Origin of the sequence: Chryseobacterium sp. 3008163 (genome assembly GCF_003669035.1) — a bacterium.
In the GTDB taxonomy this organism is placed as follows: Bacteria; Bacteroidota; Bacteroidia; order Flavobacteriales; family Weeksellaceae; genus Chryseobacterium.
Genome location: NZ_CP033070.1, coordinates 1,747,787 through 1,766,431 on the forward strand (window position 1 = coordinate 1,747,787; position 18,645 = coordinate 1,766,431).

Genomic DNA, 18,645 nt, shown 5'->3' on the forward strand with positions numbered 1-18,645 from the left:
TTGACGATTACTGTTTTTAATCTTATTTAAATTTGAAAATACTTCTTCCACATTTAAATTATCATCGGTTAAGATTAAATAATATTCATCATTTATTTAAATTAAAAATCAAAAAAAATCCCTTTCTAATATTTTAGAAAGGGATTTTTTTGTTAAACCATTATTAGAATCCTCCGGAATCACCAAATGTAAATGTTGCTGAGATACCAGCTCTTATAGTTGATAACGGGAACGCCGTTGAGATCTTGTATTTTGAAGTCATCTGCTCGTAGAATAACCTTAAGTTTAAGTTTTCTGACACGTTGTAATCAGCAGATAATTTAATGTTCATTAACTTCTGACCACCTGTTACTTGTGAGTCATCTAACAAGATATTCATGATGCTTGTACGGCTGTCTCTCAATGAGATATCGCCTCTGATGTTAAGGTCGCTACCTTTCCCTCTTCCACCTCTTGTGTTACCCATGTTTCCTAGTCTGAAGTTTCTGACGATATACCCTAATCTTACAACATATTCTGTATTTGAATCTTCCGTCAATGTATGATTCACCAATCCTAACAATAAAGTTCTCATTCTGTTATACTGCAACCCGAACTGCATATTGTTTCTCATCGTCACATCAATTCCGATAAGCGGTGCAAATGCTTCCACATAGCCAACCTGAGAGAATGTATAAGGATTGATATAATCATCATTCACATCTCTTTGAGAACTGCTTACATCATTTTTGCTGTTGAAATAATCGATACTTGACTGTATTCCTGTTGCAGTATATGTTGCATTATAGCTGTGTAAAATATCAAACTTCGTAAACTGTCCGCTGATTATTGGTATGTTTTTTAGACCTGAATAAACAATTCTCCAGTTTGGTATTGGCATTCCTGCTTTCTTGGCATTGCCCATTCGTTCAGGACTTTTACCTTCCACCGCAGCACGGAATGCCGGGATTAAAACATAAGCATTAGAAATGCTGTGTCCATCTGTGAAACCATCATTTCCTGCAACACCACCCAATTGTTGCGAAATCACTCTCGCATTTTGTCTTATTGACTCATAAACGGCCTGCCCCGTTGAGAATGAAGTACTGGTAAGAATAACTGAGTTTGAGTAGCTCACCATATCACTTGCAAAGGTCAAATTCGGATTAGAGAAACCATCACTGTCCCGGAAGTTGAAACCGGTTTGTGAGAAGTTTCTGTTATACGTTTGCAATACATTAAAATCTATCCTAAAATCATTGACCGGCATCATCTGTAAGTTTGCCCGGAGTTCCCGTGTGGACATTTTCACATAAGGATCAATCATTAGTTCTGAATCACTCACCCATCCGTTTTCAATAACGGTACGTCTGATGTCTGCCTGAGATCCAAAAAGGAAACCAATCGTTGGGCCACCAAGAGTTTGTCCGTAACCATATCCATTTGGCGCTGATAATAATCCTGGTAGAACGGTACCATTATTTTCAGAATAATTAACATCTAACTGCTTGAATGAAGTTAAAACAAACGCTGCATTCTGTAAAATCGATAACTTGTTTTTAAACTTATAGCTTTTAAATTTATATCTCTTTTTATCCCAAGCCTGAGTATATGCATTATTCAATGAATCCATCTCCTGCTTACGTTTTTGAAGCGTAGTCGACATTTTTTGAAGTAATTAAACTGACCAAAGAACTTCGGAATATCTGCCGTTGCCGTTGCCTGAATAATACTTGTATTTTGACCGATTGATCCTAAACTTCCGTCTGGGCTTGATAGTAAAGCCGTCGATCTCGCATTCCAATTGTACTCGAAACCATATTGCAATTCTGCATCAATGAAATCTAAATACGGAAGTAGCTGGAATGGTAATTTGTAATTCAACTGAACTCTGTGATTATACAACACCGGTCTTCCCGATCTGAACATATTTCCAAAAATGGAAGAATTATCCATTGTATTGACATCTACATTATCATTAAGCGTTCTTGTACGAGAATTGATTTCCAGTTTTAAAGATTTAGTAAAATTAAATCCTAAACCATACTGCCAGCCGAAATAGAAGTTTCTGTTTTTGATTGCAGCGAAGTCATCGCCCAAGTTCCCGCTTAAAATCGCATCGATGTTTCTAAATTCAAGCTCGTTATAATTTCTGTCTAATTCTGTTCTGAAAGATAATCTTGTAGGAATCGGATTAAAATTAAATTCTTTTACCCATCTCAAATATTTGGTCGACTTAGCAGTGTCGCTGATCATTTTATTGAATGGCTTGATCACCCAAGGTTTGAAAGTATAATTATAATCTAAGAACCCTCTGAAATACTGTCTGTAATTCTTTTTGGTATAAATATCTCTGTAATAATCGTCGTTATAGACCGCAGTAAGAGAAAGGTTTTCTACGTCGTAGAATTTCGGCTTGCTGTTTTCTTTTACTCGTTCTTTATGCATATTCACAACACCCAAGCTTCTCTGTTGAGTATATGTTCTTGCAACTTTTTTGAGCTCTTCTTTGTTGGCAGCTTTGCTGAATTCAACATCGGTATCCAAAGGATTGTATTTCGGATCTTCGATGGTTTGAGAATAAGAATAGTTCACAGGAATTTTCACACCTGTTTTCTCTGGCAAGAATTTATCTACATTCACCTGAGTATTAATACTGAAAGCCGATTGTGTAGACTGATTTCTTTCTGCCGGCTTAGAATCTATGTTTCCAAAACCTACTGAGGTATATGATGCACTTGTGTTGACAACCGCAAAATCTCCAAGGTTGAAATTTAAGCTGGCATTTCCTGCATAACCTCCGTCATTTTCAATTTCTGAAAGACGAATTTCGTTGACCCAGAGAATTCTATCTATGGGTGCGGCATTAGGCTCGCCTCTCTCATATCCATTTCTAATCCCTAACATTATGGTCGTAATATTGCCTAAACTTGGTCGTCCTTTTATATATATTTTTTTGAAAGTATTCCCCCCTCCATATGTAGCATCTAACAATCTTTTTGCAACATCATTAGGATTATTTTTATCTCTTCTGATTTTTGCATCTACAAAATCTTGAATTTCCAAATCAACCTCATTTTCATAAGGCCATATTTCCATTGGTGCTGTCGCCGTCTTTGGTGTAATTTTTAATGATGCTTCGTATTCATAATAATTGTCTGTAGCATCACTACCAATACGTATAAAAAACTTTGTGCTTTTATCTATACCTGTAGCTCTGTTGCTTGGATCTTGTGCATGCACGAAAAGTTTTAATTTTTTGTATCTTCTCATATCCAAAGTAGTGTTTTTAAACACACCCTTAGCTTCACTCGCAGCAAGATCATCAGCCTTCATATATAAAGAGGCTTCGTTCTGTCTTTGCGCACCAGCATTTCCGCTCAAAACTTGTCTGTCAATTCCCGGAGGCAGTACGTAAGGTGGCTGGTTTAATGCATTTTCTTCAATATTTACACTCCCTACTTCAAAATTATTAAGAGTTGTGTCAATAATAGAACCTTCATCTGTTGCAGGATTTGTTCCTGTTATTGCAATATTTTTAGGATATCTTCTCCAGTCTGATCTTACTAAATCTATAGTTCCGAATCTTAACGTGGAAGTTTGCTCAAATCCTGTCATTAATAATCTTGCAAACCTTACATTATTAAGTACCGAAGCATCTTTATCACCTCCAACACCAGCTTCTGCATACTTAGAAACAGGAATTCTGAATAAATACCATTTCACATCATCAGTCTGTCCATTCTGGAAAGTCGCATTGACTGTTTTTACATCTACAATATTATTCTGACCTAATGTTAAATTTGCCTCAGCAAGACTAACGACATATTCGTTATAATTTTCACTTTGATCTAAGTTATAATCTCTGTTGATATCTTCTGCATCGGGAGTTTGCGAAGCCACTTCTAAAGTGTTGCTTTGCGAGTTCCCTTCCGGGCCTCTGAAATATTTGTATCGCTGAGCAATTGAAGCCGCTTGACTTCCTGTAAACTTCTCAGACATATAGAATACGAAATCATCAACTGCAGGGTCAGAAAGATTGAGAACAGGATTCACAAACGTACTTGTAGGGAATTTCAGACCTTCCTGATTAGAATTTAAACCATCATATCCGGCATCCTGAATCGTACGATCATCACCTTCACTAGAGAAAGCATATAAAATCGGCGGCTGTTTTGGCTGTGTTCCCCAGTTTGAATTTGATGTTGACGAAGTCTGCGCCGGTGTAGGCAATCCGTTTTCGTATTGCATCAATCCGTCTTTTAAAATATCTTCACTTACGTTTCCTAAATGAAGCAAAAGTTTAGGATCTGTACCTAAATTATTTCCGTCAGCATAAGGATCCATCATCCAGAATTCTACATATTCGATGTTTGAATTCACAAAGTTGGAAACCTGAATCGGTCTCATAATCCCTGCCCATCTTTGCTGTACTGTTTCCGAATTTGGATTGACGTTATAAGGACCTTTCTCTGAAGGATAATATGAAATATCAAAAGTATTGGTAAACGTCTGCTCACCCGCTACGAAATCTCTGTTGTTAAAGATTTCTGAGAACTGCACCCTTCTTGAAGCGTGATTGGAAACCGACTGTGCGGTAATTCCTACCGGAGCTTTACCACCAACTCCCCAGAATCTCGGGTCAATATTATACCAAGATAGCAAACCTCTACCGTAACCGTTGGTAACATTATCATTAGCTCCTGACCCACTGAAAATCGGGTAATTTTGATTTTTTTCAGGTTTTGAAGCCAAGCTCCATGCTGCAGGTTCTTTTAATGAAATCTTTGAAGTCGTTTGTTCAAAATCATCAATGTATGACTGATCATTTGTTCCTTTATTGATTCCCGGAAGTAAATATGCACCTTCCATTTTGAAGTTCAAATTAGATGGAGCTTCCGTATTGATTCCAGGAATTTTATCTGTTAATCTTGTCAGGAAAGGAAGCTGATTGTTGTACATCATGTTGATGCCCGCCATCGTATTATTAACGGCTTCCTGACCGTAATTTACTTTTTGAGTAAGCGGAGATTCAGAATAATTAACAACCGTTCCACCGAAGATAAAGTTTTCACTGACTCTTCTTTCTAAATTCACCCCTAAAAATCTTTTTCTCTGAGTATTGAAAGTCAATTGGTTTTCTAATGAAATATTGATTGCCTGACCAGACTGTTTTACGTTTTCATTGATGATGGTTACTGTCCCAAGCATATAATCAACGGTAAAGTCGACACCTTCTGTCAATTGTACCCCGTTTGCCGCAACTTTTACAGACCCCTGAGGTACATTTACTGCACCTAAAGAAATACCCTGTCCCTGAGCACCTTTGTAACGACCTTCCATCGTGTATCGCTGAGCAAGGTTACTTGATGTTGCTACTTGTTTTTGCTGTGTGTATAAATCTGTAAAGACATATTGTGGATTATTCCCCACGAGACCGGCCATATAACTTCCGAAAGGCTCTACTTTCGTATAAATAAGTTTCCCCAATTCCGGACGGATGGTGATTCCGTTGACAAAGTCAAAAACTCCGTCACCCATAACTCCGTTGCTGTTTTGTAAATCGCCATTGACATTCAGTCGGTCCCAGTTTAATAATTTCAATAAATTGGTATCCTGTACTGATGTATTTGGAAGATAATTTACCTTACCTCCGGTTTGTGCATCTCTATAATAAATATTTAAAATGAAACCATCCTGATCAACCTGACCGGCATCCAATGCATAAATATTCTTCATCATCAATTTCCACATTGGTGATGTTGTTTTTACAGTGGTATTCGGTTTCAGAACTTTAGTTACCAAAACCGGACTTTCCTCAGAAAATTCTCCGACTTTGTAAACCTGGTTGGTTCCGTTTACGGTATAAGAATAAGAAACTGCCAAAAGCTGATTATCATTCAGTCTTTGATTTAATGAAATATATCCTAACTGTGGATGAAAGGTAAATTCTGTACTCGTTAATCTTCTTGCTTTTCTGTTAAATATAAATTGTTCGCCATCTCCGTAAGCCTCAGTTCCACCTGTTGAATTGGGAAGAACCTGTCCGGCAATTGTATTGTACGCAGAATTAGCATCACGCAAACCTGCTCCTAAACCGGTAACTGCAGAATAAATTCCATTTTGAGAGTTATCCGGCAAGCCAGATGCTCCGTCTCCCAAATCTCGTACACCGACGATACTTTTCTGATATGCTAAATTGGAATTCCCTTGATCTAAAACCCAGACTTCCATTCTGCTGATGCTGATTCTTGAGTTGATCTGTGGATAATTAAGCAACGCATTGTCATAATTATTAAGGAAATAATGTCCGATGAAGTAATGCTGATTATCTTCGTAATCAATAGCGTTTACTTTAAATGTATTCATCACACCACCACCCTGTACAACAATATTTCTGGCTTCACCTTGTTGTTGTGAAAGCACTACCGTTCCGTAAGTTTTCCCTAATTGGAATTCAGTTTTCACCCCGAAAAGTGATTCTGAGCCACGAATTAAGCTTGTAGAAAGTGGCATATTTACGTTACCAAATTCAACTCTTTTGATGATTTTATCTTCACCTCCGGCGCTTGGTTTGTTTACCTCCCCCAAACCTTTTGTCTGAAGATCTTTCCAACTTCCTTTTGCCTGCCAAACCAAATTCATTCGGTTCTCAAAAGCAAAACCACTTTGTGTATCGTAGTTGGCTTTTAGCTGAAGGTTTTCACCCACTTTTCCAATTAAACCCAACTGAATTCTTTGGTCGATATCAAAGGTAAAACTGGTTCTGTTTTGAGGTAAAATTAAAGGGTTATCTATTTTCTGATATAAACCTGCAAAATCGAAAGAGGCATATCCTGAAGGAATAATTTCAATTTTATTACTTCCAAAAATGGCTTCAAAAAGCCTGTTATTAATTGTCAAAGAAGGAATTAAACCTTTTCTCTGAGCCTCGGAAGTATCTTTTCTGAAAAGCAGACTGTATCTTTCAGATTTATCTTTATAATAAGCTCTTGCCTGCTGAGCCTCCATAAATTCTTTATAATCTTCCGGCGACATCGCAGTGGGCTGACCCGTAATGGTATTTCCAATTTTAGGATATACATAGTACATCCCGGTTTTTATATCGTAGTAGCCTTCGTAATAGGTAGGATCACTTACTTTGTAATCTCTTTTTATCGAAAATGCGTCCGGATTTACCTGCCCAAATAGATTTATTGACAAGAATAAAAATGACAGGAACGAATATATCTTGAGAAACTTATTATTTTCCACCAAAAGTTAAATATTTTTTAAAATTTGTTTTACCAATTCTTCAACAGAAATCTCCGGATCCTGTTTGATGATACGATCAGCAATCTTCTCACTCATCCTCTTAGAAATCCCTAAAACTTCTAATGCAGATAACGCCTCATCCTTACTTTTATTATTTGCCAGAACAGAATTATTTTCTTCTGCACTGCCGAATTTCTGGACTTTATCTTTCAAATCAACAATGATTCTTTCCGCTGTTTTTGTCCCCAAACCTTTCGCTTTCTGAATAACGGCACTATTTTTGGAAAGTATGGCTGTGGCAATCTCAGAAAGGCTTAAAGTTGACAGTAAAATCAATGCTGATACAGCACCAACTCCGTTAACACTTATTAAGAGATTAAACATTTCTTTTTCTAAACGAGTCTTAAAACCGAAAAGCAAATGTGCGTCTTCGCGTATAATTTGCTGAATAAAAAGCATGGTTTCCTGATTCAAAGTCAGGGTTTGTGAGGTCATTAAACTGATACCAACATAATATCCCACGCCATTGACGTTGATAACTGCGTAAGTTGGTGTAAGCTCCTGAACAATTCCTTGTAAAGAAAATATCATCATTAATTTTTATAACTTCCAAATATAGTAATTTAAACTAAGTAATAAATTCATTTAACACAAGAATGATATTTAACTTTTTTTGTCATTGCAAAGACAATGAATTAACTAAAAAAACAAAAAACGCCAAAATTGATTTGGAGTTTTTTGTTTCTTTTTAAAACTTTACAATATAATGTGAAAGAAATACACTAATCTATATATTTACTATCTAATCCTGCATTTTTGTAAATTAAAACTGAAGTGTCATAAAAATTTTTGTTATCATCTTTCCTATTACCAAGAACAAGATGTTTTATAGTATCACCACATCTTGTATAAATAATTTCACTTGCTCCTGCATCCACGTAAACAATCTCAACTTCTTTTACTGTTAAAGTATCATTGGCTAAAGCACTATCCTCATTCTTAATTTTTAAGAACATTTTTAACATTTCCTGATACTCTTTTTTCTTGATAGGTTTTCTAGAATAAAATTTTCCGTGATAAGTAAGCTCTACTTTTATATCTTTTTTGTTGGGAATATATTTAATTAAAATTTTATCATCCTTTCTTGATATAGGAGAACCATGGTAATTATATTCTAAATATTCCACCCCATGGTTGTATGAAGCACAAGAAATAACAAATAATAAAAAAAGGAAACATAAAAATTTATAAATCATTACTATTTATTGTTTTATCATGGTAAATTCTCCTGTAGGAAGTGCGAAAGCAAGAGGCTCAGGAGTTCCTTCTTCCCAAATGGTAGCGCTTAGGTTGTTAATTTTCGCCTGCATTACCTGTTGCCCATTTACAACTGTTCTTCGCATTAGGAAACTTGCACGAACACCAGAAATTTTATCTATAATTCTTACTACTACTCTTTTCTCATTAGGATTGCATTGAGGGCATTTCCATAAGCGAGTATTATTCCATAGTATTCCGTTTCCTGCAATACCATGCTTCAAGTATTGATCAGAATAAACGATATTCAAATTAGATAGAGTATTTATTTTTTCAACGCCATTTTCTATGTATTGATATTCTCCAATGATGATATCCTCATAATGCGAACTTACAGGTTGCTGTATCATTTTTTTTAATACGATTTTGAGGCTCTTGTTTCCATTAGTATATACGTAAGTTCCTTGAAAGGAGTCTAATAGATTGTTCATGTCTTTTCGGTAATATCCGGCAGGTTTTCCAAACCCAGATTCCTCTATATCAATAATGACGCTTTGAGATTTAAAAAAAGTTGATATTAGAATTATGAATAGTAAGAATGTAGTTTTCATTTTTTAATTACAATTAGTAGGTGTTACAATGGAAGTATCTGAATTTGAGTTGATTGATAATTTTTGCCAGCTTGTTAAATCACTATTGGTCTTATATAAGCCAATATTAGTACCATAATTAAGTTGCAAAAATACGCGTTCGTAATTTGGGTTAGCTTTCCTTGATTCCTCATAATATTGTAGTTCTAATTCACCATCCATTTTATCTTTAATCTCTTGTTGCGTACATCCAATATTCTCAGGATTTGAAAAAAAATCTTCCATCATTAGCCCTGTATTTTCAAAAACAATGGCGTATGTTTGTTTCACTCCGCTGTCATCTTCGCAAACCAATAAGAAACTAGACTGTCTTGTATTATGAGGGGCTGTTCCCATTTCTAATTTGTAAAGAGAATATACATCCGACCATGAAAACATAGAATATGCTTCTTTGGGATGGCTGTGTATGGCACTGTAATAGCTACCTCCTGTTTTTACACGAATACTAGGATTTTCGCCATTAGGATTTGGTGTGTAAGGCAATATCTCATTGGTAATTGTTCCATTCGATTCTCTTTTTAAGGCAATTCCTGTTTCTCCTGCAGCGTTATTAACAGCGGTGTACAATCCCCCGGTAATTAAGGGTTTTATATTTGCTTTTGCAGGATCAAACAAGCTATTCAATTTTAGGCAAGATGTTTTTCTAATTGGCAGATTTGGAGCAGTAGTTGTCTCATCCGGGGATTGCTTCCTAATCCACCCGGTCCGCTTCCTCCACCTTCTCCGTTTTCTCTCAAACCGGCGTCTACAGGTAGTGCTATCTCTGAATGATCTTTGTCAAATAAATAAAACCTCCATTTCGGAGGCTTCATTCTAAGGTACTTTCGTTAAAATTATATCATTGGGAATACTTAATCTTGGTTGTCCCGCATAAATCGGGTTATCATAAGGACTTCCAAACCCTGCATTCATTCCTCTTAAAGATAAATGAAATTTTATCTGCGGAACAGAGCCTGAAGATATTTTTTCAATCGTACAGCTAGGATGAAAGTACTCTCCGCCTTGTCTATAGATTGTTCCTGCCATAGGTGGTCCTACATAGGGTGGCCATTTTACTTCCTTAGTTACTCTTCCATAATCTATAAAGGTGCCTTCCAATATTGTCCCGTGATATGTTTTTAAAGTAGGTTTAGACATTACAGGAGAAGAATACAATAGTAAATTTCCTTTGTATTTCTTATACTGAAATGCAATACCATCCTCATAAACATTAATTTTTATATCTGGATAATATAAATGGTATTTAATAATTTTTGTAAATGTGATCTGGAATTTTTCATTCCCATTTATGTACTCCCATGTACCAACAAAATCATCTAAATAATTGTGAATATCTTTTTCATAATAAAGTCCATTTTCATTATAATCAGGAGGAAGTGGAGTACTTGAAGAAATATCTACAACAGTTTGAGCATTTATAATTACTGCTATGCTTGAAAGTAATGCTGTGAAAAATATAGTTAGCTTATTCATTTTCATATTTGTTTTATAATGGGCACGGTGTTTCTATGAATCCAAAAGTTCCGTTGCTGTTAATTTTTAAAGAAAGTTTTTTCCAGTTTCCGAAAGTATCTTTGTTATCTTCATATAATTCTACACAAATTTGATAATGTTTTATCTGTTGAGTTTTAAAATAAAAGCCTCCGTTACAGAGGCTTAGTTATTATGGTACTTTTGTCAAAATAATATCATTAGGAATACTTAATCTTGGTTGTCCCGCATAAATCGGGTTATCATAAGGACTTCCAAAACCTGCATTGACACCTCTTAAATATAAATGAAATTTTATTTTAGGAGATGTTCCCGAAGAAATTTTTTCTATTGTACAACTGGGATGAAAGTATTCTCCTCCTTGTTTATAGATCGTTCCTGCCATAGGTGGTCCTACATATGGTGGCCATTTTACCTCTTTGGTTATTCTGCCATAGTCTATAAATGTACCTTCGAGTTTAATCCCATCAGCTGTCTTAAATGTGGGTTCAAATAAAATAGGAGAAGAATATAGTAATAAACTTCCTTTGTATTTTTTATACTGAAATGCAATACCATCCTCATAAAAATTATAATGTAATTCATTATCAATACTATGATACTTAATAATTTTGGTAAATGTGACTTGGAATTTATCATTACCATTTATGTATTCCCACGTACCTACGAAATTATCTAAATAATTGTGGATATCTTTATAATAATATGCTCCTGAATTCATGAAATTTACAGGTAAATTTCCATTATCTGCCCCCCAAACAATTATATTCTGAGACTTAATTAAATTTCCTCCTAACAAAGTTATCATTAGAAATATAAATTTTATTTTTTTGTAGTCATATTTTTAAAGTTTACATGGTGTTTCTGTGAATCCAAATGTTCCATTGCTGTTGTTTTTTAAAGTAAGTTTTTTCCAGTCTCCAAATGTATCTTTATTACCTTCATAAAATTCTATACCAATATTGTAATCTTGTATAAAACGGAGAAACCCTGTTATCTGCTGATCATGTGTGGAATTATGGGTAATATTGTATTGATCAGAATTTTTATATGTATCCCTCATAAATTTCTCAAGTTTTCCAATATTCCAACTTGCAAAGTCTATGCAGAAAAGTCTTAGTTTTTCTAAGTCGTTAATTTTTAAAGCAAAAAAGCCAATGTTCGTATTTACAAATGTAATAGAATTTTCAGGTTTGAATTTAACATTTGGATTTTGAGGGTAGGTTTCCATTAATCCCCAAAATAACAAATTATTTAGGTCTTTATCCGTGAAAACTCCTACATGGTCAGGATTGCTTAAAAGATGATTATGTGCAGACCCGTATGATTTATATAATAGGTCTTCCGAAATCGTACTCAAATAAGCATTATAATCAATTTCTCCTTCGGAGTTACCTTCAATAATTGGGGAAAACCCTGTAGTTGCATCATCATGTATTACAAAACCTTTTTCTACTGTTCCTGTATTTACATTATTTTTTAATATAGTAACCTTATCTTTAAATGGTTGCTTCTCTGCAAGGTTTTTTAGTTGTTTACATGGATCATTATTTCTATTGGGTCCTGCCGGCAGATTCGGTGCAGTAGTTGTCTCATCCGGGGGATTACTTCCTAATCCACCCGGTCCGCTTCCTCCTCCTTCTCCGTTTTCTCCCAAACCGGTATCTGCAGGAAGTGCCATAGTGCATTTTTTCACCAAAGAGACCACCAATACCGAGGGTGTTTCAGACCTACAAGGGCCTTCTGTACCCGTTAGTTCACCATTATGATGATCATCACTTTGACCACACCTCGTGTAGTACGTGCTGATTTCCATATGGCAATTCATTACATCCTGTTGCATGATTGCAGATGAGTAAGTTCCGTTTTGAAGTATTTCATGAGTTATCTTTCCGGTAAAATCTACTGCACCCCCCGAAAGCATATTCTGTCTTTCCAGAGGAGTAAGATAATACGTTACCAAAGCTTCTTTCCAGGTACCGTCAGGACGTGAGCTGATCACAAGGTTCTCAACAGGTGCATTGGCAGGAGCATTCTCATGATCGATACGAAAAGTATAACTGTGGAAGTCCGGGCCTTTTTCGAGGTAGATTACATCATCGGTATCAATAGAAATTCCGTTTCCGAAATTCACGGTTTTGCCCTGCAGATTATTTTTTGAATCAGTGTAAAGGTTAGTCTCTACCTGTTTAATCTTAGAGACAAGATTAGCTTTGTGTTTAGCTTCATCTAAAGAGATTCTTTTGGAAGTAAGCTGAAATGCTCCGCTGTTGTTGTAGGTTTCCTGATCAGGGAGAATATCCTGCCTACATGAATTTAGGGAAAATAATCCCAACATCAGGCAAAGCCTGAGAAAATTTCTTTTCATTGTCATTTGTTTTTTTTAAAAGTGTTAAATATAAAAATAATTCTGCAACAAATATCATAAAAGGATGAATAAACTTTCTACAACTTTGGTTGTAAAATACCTGAACCTTAGTTGTTTTTTTATTTTTTTCTTTACTTTAGCATAAAATTATACAGGATGACTTTGGGAACCAAACTCAATAAACTTAGAACAGGGCGCAACCTTACACAGGTGCAGATTGCAGAAAAACTACATATCTCACAGAACGCTTACAATAAGTGGGAAAGTGACAAGGCTAAACCTGCCATGGAAAATCTGATGAAGATTGCAGATTTTTATGAAACGGATGTGTATGATTTATTGGATGAAAAATCTATTGTTCAAAATAATACTGATAGAAGTTTTGGTTATATTGATAGTACTGTGACAATTAATAATACAATATCTGAGGAATTGATTGAAAGCATTATTAAAAACCAGCAGGATATAACAAAGTTGGTAGAAGTGCAAAGTAAGCTTATTGAGAGCCTTCTGAAAAAGTAAAAAGAATCAATGATGATTCTTTTTACATTAAAATTTATTCTTTTTACATTTTATGAGATATAAAAAGAGTCCCGGGAGACTCTTTTTATTATTAATTATAATGAATTTATATCAAAAAAGACTCTTTTAGTAATTACCGATATACTAAAAGAGTCTTTTTTGATAGGTGGTTAATATATATTATTTTTTACTTTCTCTTCTCTGCGCATCTAAAACCGCCACAGTCGCAAGATTCACAATCTCATCAACGCTTGAACGCATCTGTAAAACGTGAACAGGCTGTTTCAGCCCCATCAAAATCGGTCCGATTACCTGCGCAACCTTCATTCCTCTGATGATTTTGTAAGATAAATTGGCAGATTCCAAATTCGGGAAGATGAATGTATTGGCAGGAGTGGTTCCTAATTTTGAGAACGGGTAATCACTTAAATGATCTGCATTCATCGCAAAATCAGGCTGAATTTCTCCATCGACAATCATTTTCGGGAATTTTTCATGAAGAATACTTACCGCTTTGGCTACTTTTTTAGAAGTATCAGAAATCGCTGCAAAGTTTTCAAAACCAAGCATCGCAATTCTTGGTTCGATCGCAAAAGATTTCACCGTATGTTCTGCCATTTTAGCAATATTCACCAAATCTTCAGCAGTAGGATTTTGATTGATCGAAGTATCTGCGAAGAAAATCGGTTTCTTTTCAGACAAAATCATCATCATTGCCGCCACTTTTTCAACTCCTTTTTCTTTCTCGATAACCTCTAAAACAGGTCTTAGAGTCGAAACATAATTTTTAGAAAAACCTACAATTAATCCGTCTGTATCCCCATGCTTCAACATCAAAGGACCGAAATAATCTCTCTGACGTACAAATTTTTTGGCTTTGTACTCATTCACCCCTTTTCTCTGACGAAGTTTCCAAAGTGTTTCTCTGTATTTTTTTCTGTTTTCTTTCTGGTCGTCATCGCTAGGATCGATAATCGGAACATCAATGTTGATTCCGAAACGCTCCATTTGTTCTTTGACGTATTTTTTATCTCCTAAAAGACTTGGGTAAGCAATTCCTTCTTCATACAAAATCTGAGCAGCTTTTAAGACATTGTATTCTTCGGCATTTCCTAAAGTAATTCTCTTTGGATTAGCCTTTGCACGGTTCTGCATCATTCTTACCAACTTCTCATCTCTTCCCATTCTGTCGAGAAGCTGAGTTTCGTATTCGTCGAAATCTGCAATAGTCTTTCTAGCAATTCCGCTGTCAATTGCTGCTTTTGCAACAGCACTTGAAACTTTGGTAATTAATCTGTTGTCAAATGGTTTCGGAATGAAATATTCTCTTCCGAATTGTAAATTCTGAACGTTATAAGCTAAAATTACCGCTTCAGGAACCGGTTCTTTAGCCAGATTAGCAATTGCGTGAACAGCTGCCAGTTTCATTTCTTCATTAATTCCTTTTGCCTGAACATCTAATGCTCCTCGGAAAATATAAGGGAAACCAAGAACGTTGTTCACTTGGTTAGGATAATCACTTCTTCCCGTTGCCATGATCACATCTTTTCTTGTAGCAAGTGCCAGATCATAAGCAATCTCAGGATCAGGATTTGACAATGCGAAAACAATCGGATTTTCTGCCATGCTGCTCAACATCTCCGGCGTCATGACATTTCCTTTAGATAAACCAATGAAAACATCAGCACCTTTACAAGCATCTTCTAAAGTTTCAATATCAGTCTGAGCAATAAAATCTATTTTTTCTGGTGTAAGGTTTTCTCTTTTATGATTGATAACTCCTTTGCTGTCACACATCAATACATTTTCTCTTTTTAAACCTAAAGAAATATAAAGATTGGTACAGGCAACAGCTGCTGCTCCTGCCCCATTCACAACCATTTTTACTTCTTCGATATTTTTATTGGCAATTTGAAGTGAATTAATTAATGCCGCCGCAGAAATAATCGCTGTTCCATGCTGATCGTCGTGCATCAACGGAATATCCAATTCCTCTTTTAATCTTTGTTCGATGTAAAAAGCTTCCGGAGCTTTGATATCTTCAAGGTTGATTCCTCCAAAAGTTGGGGCAATACCTTTTACAATCTGAATAAATTTATCAGGATCTTTTTCGTCGATTTCAATATCAAAAACATTGATGTCTGCGAAAATTTTAAACAAAAGACCTTTCCCTTCCATTACAGGCTTTGAAGCTTCGGCACCGATGTCTCCCAAACCAAGAACAGCTGTTCCGTTTGAGATTACTGCAACCAAATTTCCTTTTCCTGTGTAATCATAAACCGTTTCAGGATGATGGTGAATTTCCATACAAGGCACGGCAACTCCAGGAGAATATGCCAGTGACAAATCCCTCTGCGAAGAGTGTGGCTTTGAAGGAATGACTTCAATTTTTCCTTTCGGTTCTGCTTTATGATAGTCTAGCGCGGCCTGATTGAAATTTTTTTCGTCGCGGTTAGTTTTATTCGACATAGAATTTTCTGTTTTTTTATAGTATATATTTAATATGGTAGTTGACTAAACTTTCAATAGGTTTTTGTACAACGTGTCCCACATTCAATTGAAGTTCTGAAGCTACAGAACGTAGAATATTTTCGTAATAATAAGCAATGGATCCGATAAAATTAATCTCGGATTCTTTTGACTCCTCGTAAGGAATCACCTGATATTCGAAGAAATTTTTCATCTCTTCGGAAACCATTTGAACAAAATAAGGATGATCTTTTCTCTCTACCACAAATTTATTAAAATCTGCAAGAAAAGCATTAGGCCTTGTGCTGTGATACATGTTTTTCAATGCCTCTTCAATCGTCAGATGATAGGTGTTTTCAAATTCTTCATGAAGATCCTGAGGAAGTTTCTGCATAAAAAATCTGCGTACCAATTGTTTTCCAATGGCACTTCCGCTTCCTTCATCACCAATAAGAATACCGAGTGACGGAAGTTTTATTTTTAAATTTTCACCGTCAAAATAACAAGAATTGGAGCCGGTTCCCATGATGCAAACAATTGCAGGTTTTCCGTTGTATGCAGCAAATGCAGCCGCTGCCAAATCTTCTCTTACAGAAATTTTAGCATTAGTAAAAACCCTTCCTACTTCATGTTCTATAGTCTCGCAGTTTTGTTTCACACCACACCCTGAGCCATAGAAATAAATTTTGGTAATTGAGTTTTTAACAGAGTTTAAGCTTGTATTCTTTTCAATTTCCGGAACAATAAGTTCTCTGCTGATAAAATTGGGGTTGAAACCAATGGTTTCTGTTTTCAGAAAAACATTTTTGAATTCATCTAAAATTACCCAATCTGATTTTGTAGAACCACTATCAACAATAGCAACCATAATTCTTATTTTAAGAGTGCTAAATTATGAATTTATCTTTAAATAGCCTTTAAAAACAGACAAGGAAACCCTCTTAATGATTAAGCTCAGCTTTTGATTTCGTTTTTATTTTGGTTAAACTGTATGAGCCAGTCTTCTATCTCCTCTTCAAGATAAGAGGCCTGCATTACCATAGCGTTTATAAAGTCGTCAGGAATAGGTTCTCCTTCTTTATTCTCCAGATTCCAAAGTTCATCTGACATATTTTCATACTCTGAATATACTCTTTTGAAACGGGTATTTTCTTTTTCTAAAGCTTCAATATTTTGTTGCTGAAGCTGAAATTTTCTGTATTTGTTTTGAGATTTCATACAAATATTTGATTGTTTTTAATGTGTAAAATTTGAGCAAACTGCCTCAACCGCTTGGTACAAGATAGAAAAACCATCAACAGAATGAGTTGAAAATGAATTTAGTATCAGGTAGATTCTGTTTCTTTCTGAAAATTAAATTTAGAAATTATTTTGAGACGAAAAAAAAAATTAACAACTTTTTTCACTGTTTAACATATAGTTATAAATTTGCACATTACTAAAATATATGAGAGAACTATTACTACGACACAAACAAGTCCTGTTTTTCATTATCGCCGGCGGACTGAGTGCCATTGTAGAAATTGGGAGTTTTAAGATTTTCAGCACTTACCTTCCGCAGATATTCTCTCAGGAACAGAATTTTCATGGGATACATTTTCCATTCAGTAACATTTTCTCTACGAGTTGCGGAATTCTATCCAATTACTTTCTAAGCATTTGGTTTGTTTTTGAAAGAGGAAAACATTCCAAAAGAAGAGAGTTTGTTTATTTCATGGGTGTATCTTTCGTTTCTACATTATTAAGTTTATTTTTCTTCCAGATATTCTACAGCTTTATATTTAAAGATAATATTGATTTAATTTTTTATACCTTGAGTCCGGAAATGATCAGTAAAATCGCAGCGATTCTATTGGTTTCCATTCTGAACTATTCGGTGAAGAAAAAAGTAATTTTTAACGGTTGATTTGTGGTAAAGATTTTAAATTATCTCTGGAGGTTTTGGTTAGTGGTTTTGGCATTCTTGCTGACAATCTTATTAGGTTTACCTGTTTACCTATTTTCCCTCAACAAGAAAACCTATAAATACGCTTACATCTTCATCAGAATCTGGTGTTACGGAGTTTTCTACGGAATGGGAATGAGATACGAGCTCATCAATCTTACTGATAAAAAAATCGATAAAAACACACAATATGTTGTCATTTCGAATCACACTTCGATTATGGATATTATGCTTCCGTGTATTTTGTTTCCAAACCATCCGCTTTGTTATGTTGGAAAAAAAGAATTAGTGAAAATTCCGATTTTTGGAACGATTTATAAACGGATTTGTGTAATGGTTGACCGCAGCAGCCCGAGAAGCCGCGCCGATGTTTACCGAAGATGTGCAGAAAAAATGGAAGAAGGCAACAGCATCGTACTTTTTCCGGAAGGTGGTGTTCCAGATGATACTTCTATTGTTTTAGATCAGTTTAAAGATGGCGCATTCACTTTATCTTCAAAACATCATTCACCAATTGCGGTATTTACTTTTATTGGCTTAAAGGAAATGTTTCCGTTTGACAACTCAAAAGGTTTCCCCGGAAAAGTAAAAGTTTACTTCAACGATATTCTCGCACCAACAGACTCTCCGAAAGATTTAAAATTGTCTTCATTTGAGACAATAAAAAAACTTTAACAGAACTCGGTTAATCAAAGAAAAAAATTATATTT

At 35.2% G+C, this 18,645-nt stretch carries 13 protein-coding genes and 1 pseudogene; 3 read left to right on the forward strand and 11 right to left on the reverse strand.

All coding sequences use genetic code 11. From position 1 onward, the window contains the following. Window positions 1-163: 163 nt before the first annotated feature. The 8 genes and pseudogenes from sprA to EAG08_RS07885 all read right to left on the reverse strand — a co-directional run bounded on the left by sprA (window position 164) and on the right by EAG08_RS07885 (window position 12,999). Window positions 164-7,233, reverse strand: a pseudogene (gene sprA / locus EAG08_RS07850) (cell surface protein SprA). A gap of 6 nt (window positions 7,234-7,239) precedes the next feature. After that, window positions 7,240-7,824, reverse strand: coding sequence for a Holliday junction branch migration protein RuvA (ruvA, locus tag EAG08_RS07855; RefSeq protein ID WP_129537237.1), 585 nt, complete (start codon window positions 7,822-7,824; stop codon window positions 7,240-7,242). 191 nt (window positions 7,825-8,015) lie between these two features. Further along, the gene (locus EAG08_RS07860; RefSeq protein ID WP_164998544.1) at window positions 8,016-8,489 is read right to left on the reverse strand and encodes a hypothetical protein; all 474 of its coding nucleotides are present in this window, start codon (window positions 8,487-8,489) and stop codon (window positions 8,016-8,018) included. A gap of 6 nt (window positions 8,490-8,495) precedes the next feature. After that, window positions 8,496-9,101, reverse strand: coding sequence for a DUF6705 family protein (locus tag EAG08_RS07865; protein ID WP_129534963.1), 606 nt, complete (start codon window positions 9,099-9,101; stop codon window positions 8,496-8,498). Window positions 9,102-9,104: 3 nt separating this feature from the next. Continuing rightward, entirely contained in the window at window positions 9,105-9,755 is a 651-nt protein-coding gene (locus tag EAG08_RS07870; protein ID WP_129534964.1) for a hypothetical protein, read from the reverse strand. Window positions 9,756-9,953: 198 nt separating this feature from the next. Beyond that, window positions 9,954-10,613, reverse strand: a complete 660-nt coding sequence (locus tag EAG08_RS07875) for a DUF6705 family protein (RefSeq protein WP_129534965.1) — start codon at window positions 10,611-10,613, stop codon at window positions 9,954-9,956. A gap of 190 nt (window positions 10,614-10,803) precedes the next feature. Further along, a complete protein-coding gene (locus EAG08_RS07880; protein WP_129534966.1) occupies window positions 10,804-11,439 on the reverse strand; it encodes a DUF6705 family protein in 636 nt (211 codons plus the stop codon). Between the two features lie 36 nt (window positions 11,440-11,475). After that, window positions 11,476-12,999, reverse strand: a complete 1,524-nt coding sequence (locus tag EAG08_RS07885) for a hypothetical protein (RefSeq protein WP_129534967.1) — start codon at window positions 12,997-12,999, stop codon at window positions 11,476-11,478. Window positions 13,000-13,155: 156 nt separating this feature from the next. Here EAG08_RS07885 and EAG08_RS07890 point away from each other — a divergent pair, with 156 nt between their 5' ends. Further along, window positions 13,156-13,521, forward strand: coding sequence for a helix-turn-helix domain-containing protein (locus tag EAG08_RS07890; protein WP_129534968.1), 366 nt, complete (start codon window positions 13,156-13,158; stop codon window positions 13,519-13,521). 180 nt (window positions 13,522-13,701) lie between these two features. On the opposite strand, the gene EAG08_RS07895 is transcribed toward EAG08_RS07890, so the two are convergent. The 3 genes from EAG08_RS07895 to EAG08_RS07905 all read right to left on the reverse strand — a co-directional run bounded on the left by EAG08_RS07895 (window position 13,702) and on the right by EAG08_RS07905 (window position 17,208). After that, on the reverse strand, window positions 13,702-15,990 hold the full coding sequence (locus EAG08_RS07895) for an NADP-dependent malic enzyme (RefSeq protein WP_129534969.1): 2,289 nt from the start codon (window positions 15,988-15,990) through the stop codon (window positions 13,702-13,704). Between the two features lie 16 nt (window positions 15,991-16,006). Beyond that, entirely contained in the window at window positions 16,007-16,858 is an 852-nt protein-coding gene (locus EAG08_RS07900; protein ID WP_129534970.1) for a BadF/BadG/BcrA/BcrD ATPase family protein, read from the reverse strand. An 86-nt stretch (window positions 16,859-16,944) separates the two neighbouring features. Then, window positions 16,945-17,208 (reverse strand): hypothetical protein, encoded by a 264-nt coding sequence (locus tag EAG08_RS07905; RefSeq protein WP_129534971.1) that lies wholly within the window; start codon window positions 17,206-17,208, stop codon window positions 16,945-16,947. 229 nt (window positions 17,209-17,437) lie between these two features. Here EAG08_RS07905 and EAG08_RS07910 point away from each other — a divergent pair, with 229 nt between their 5' ends. Further along, the gene (locus EAG08_RS07910; protein WP_129534972.1) at window positions 17,438-17,896 is read left to right on the forward strand and encodes a GtrA family protein; all 459 of its coding nucleotides are present in this window, start codon (window positions 17,438-17,440) and stop codon (window positions 17,894-17,896) included. Between the two features lie 3 nt (window positions 17,897-17,899). Beyond that, window positions 17,900-18,610 (forward strand): lysophospholipid acyltransferase family protein, encoded by a 711-nt coding sequence (locus EAG08_RS07915; protein WP_129534973.1) that lies wholly within the window; start codon window positions 17,900-17,902, stop codon window positions 18,608-18,610. The last annotated feature ends 35 nt before the right edge of the window (window positions 18,611-18,645 follow it).

Excerpts from the sequence above, each read along its gene's own strand:
- EAG08_RS07910 (WP_129534972.1), top strand. The coding sequence starts at position 17,438 with ATGAGAGAACTATTACTACGACACAAACAAGTCCTGTTTTTCATTATC.
- EAG08_RS07900 (WP_129534970.1), bottom strand. The coding sequence starts at position 16,858 with ATGGTTGCTATTGTTGATAGTGGTTCTACAAAATCAGATTGGGTAATT.
- EAG08_RS07860 (WP_164998544.1), bottom strand. The coding sequence starts at position 8,489 with ATGATTTATAAATTTTTATGTTTCCTTTTTTTATTATTTGTTATTTCT.
- EAG08_RS07875 (WP_129534965.1), bottom strand. The coding sequence starts at position 10,613 with ATGAATAAGCTAACTATATTTTTCACAGCATTACTTTCAAGCATAGCA.
- EAG08_RS07885 (WP_129534967.1), bottom strand. The coding sequence starts at position 12,999 with ATGAAAAGAAATTTTCTCAGGCTTTGCCTGATGTTGGGATTATTTTCC.
- EAG08_RS07895 (WP_129534969.1), bottom strand. The coding sequence starts at position 15,990 with ATGTCGAATAAAACTAACCGCGACGAAAAAAATTTCAATCAGGCCGCG.
- EAG08_RS07905 (WP_129534971.1), bottom strand. The coding sequence starts at position 17,208 with ATGAAATCTCAAAACAAATACAGAAAATTTCAGCTTCAGCAACAAAAT.
- EAG08_RS07865 (WP_129534963.1), bottom strand. The coding sequence starts at position 9,101 with ATGAAAACTACATTCTTACTATTCATAATTCTAATATCAACTTTTTTT.
- EAG08_RS07880 (WP_129534966.1), bottom strand. The coding sequence starts at position 11,439 with ATGATAACTTTGTTAGGAGGAAATTTAATTAAGTCTCAGAATATAATT.
- ruvA (WP_129537237.1), bottom strand. The coding sequence starts at position 7,824 with ATGATATTTTCTTTACAAGGAATTGTTCAGGAGCTTACACCAACTTAC.
- EAG08_RS07890 (WP_129534968.1), top strand. The coding sequence starts at position 13,156 with ATGACTTTGGGAACCAAACTCAATAAACTTAGAACAGGGCGCAACCTT.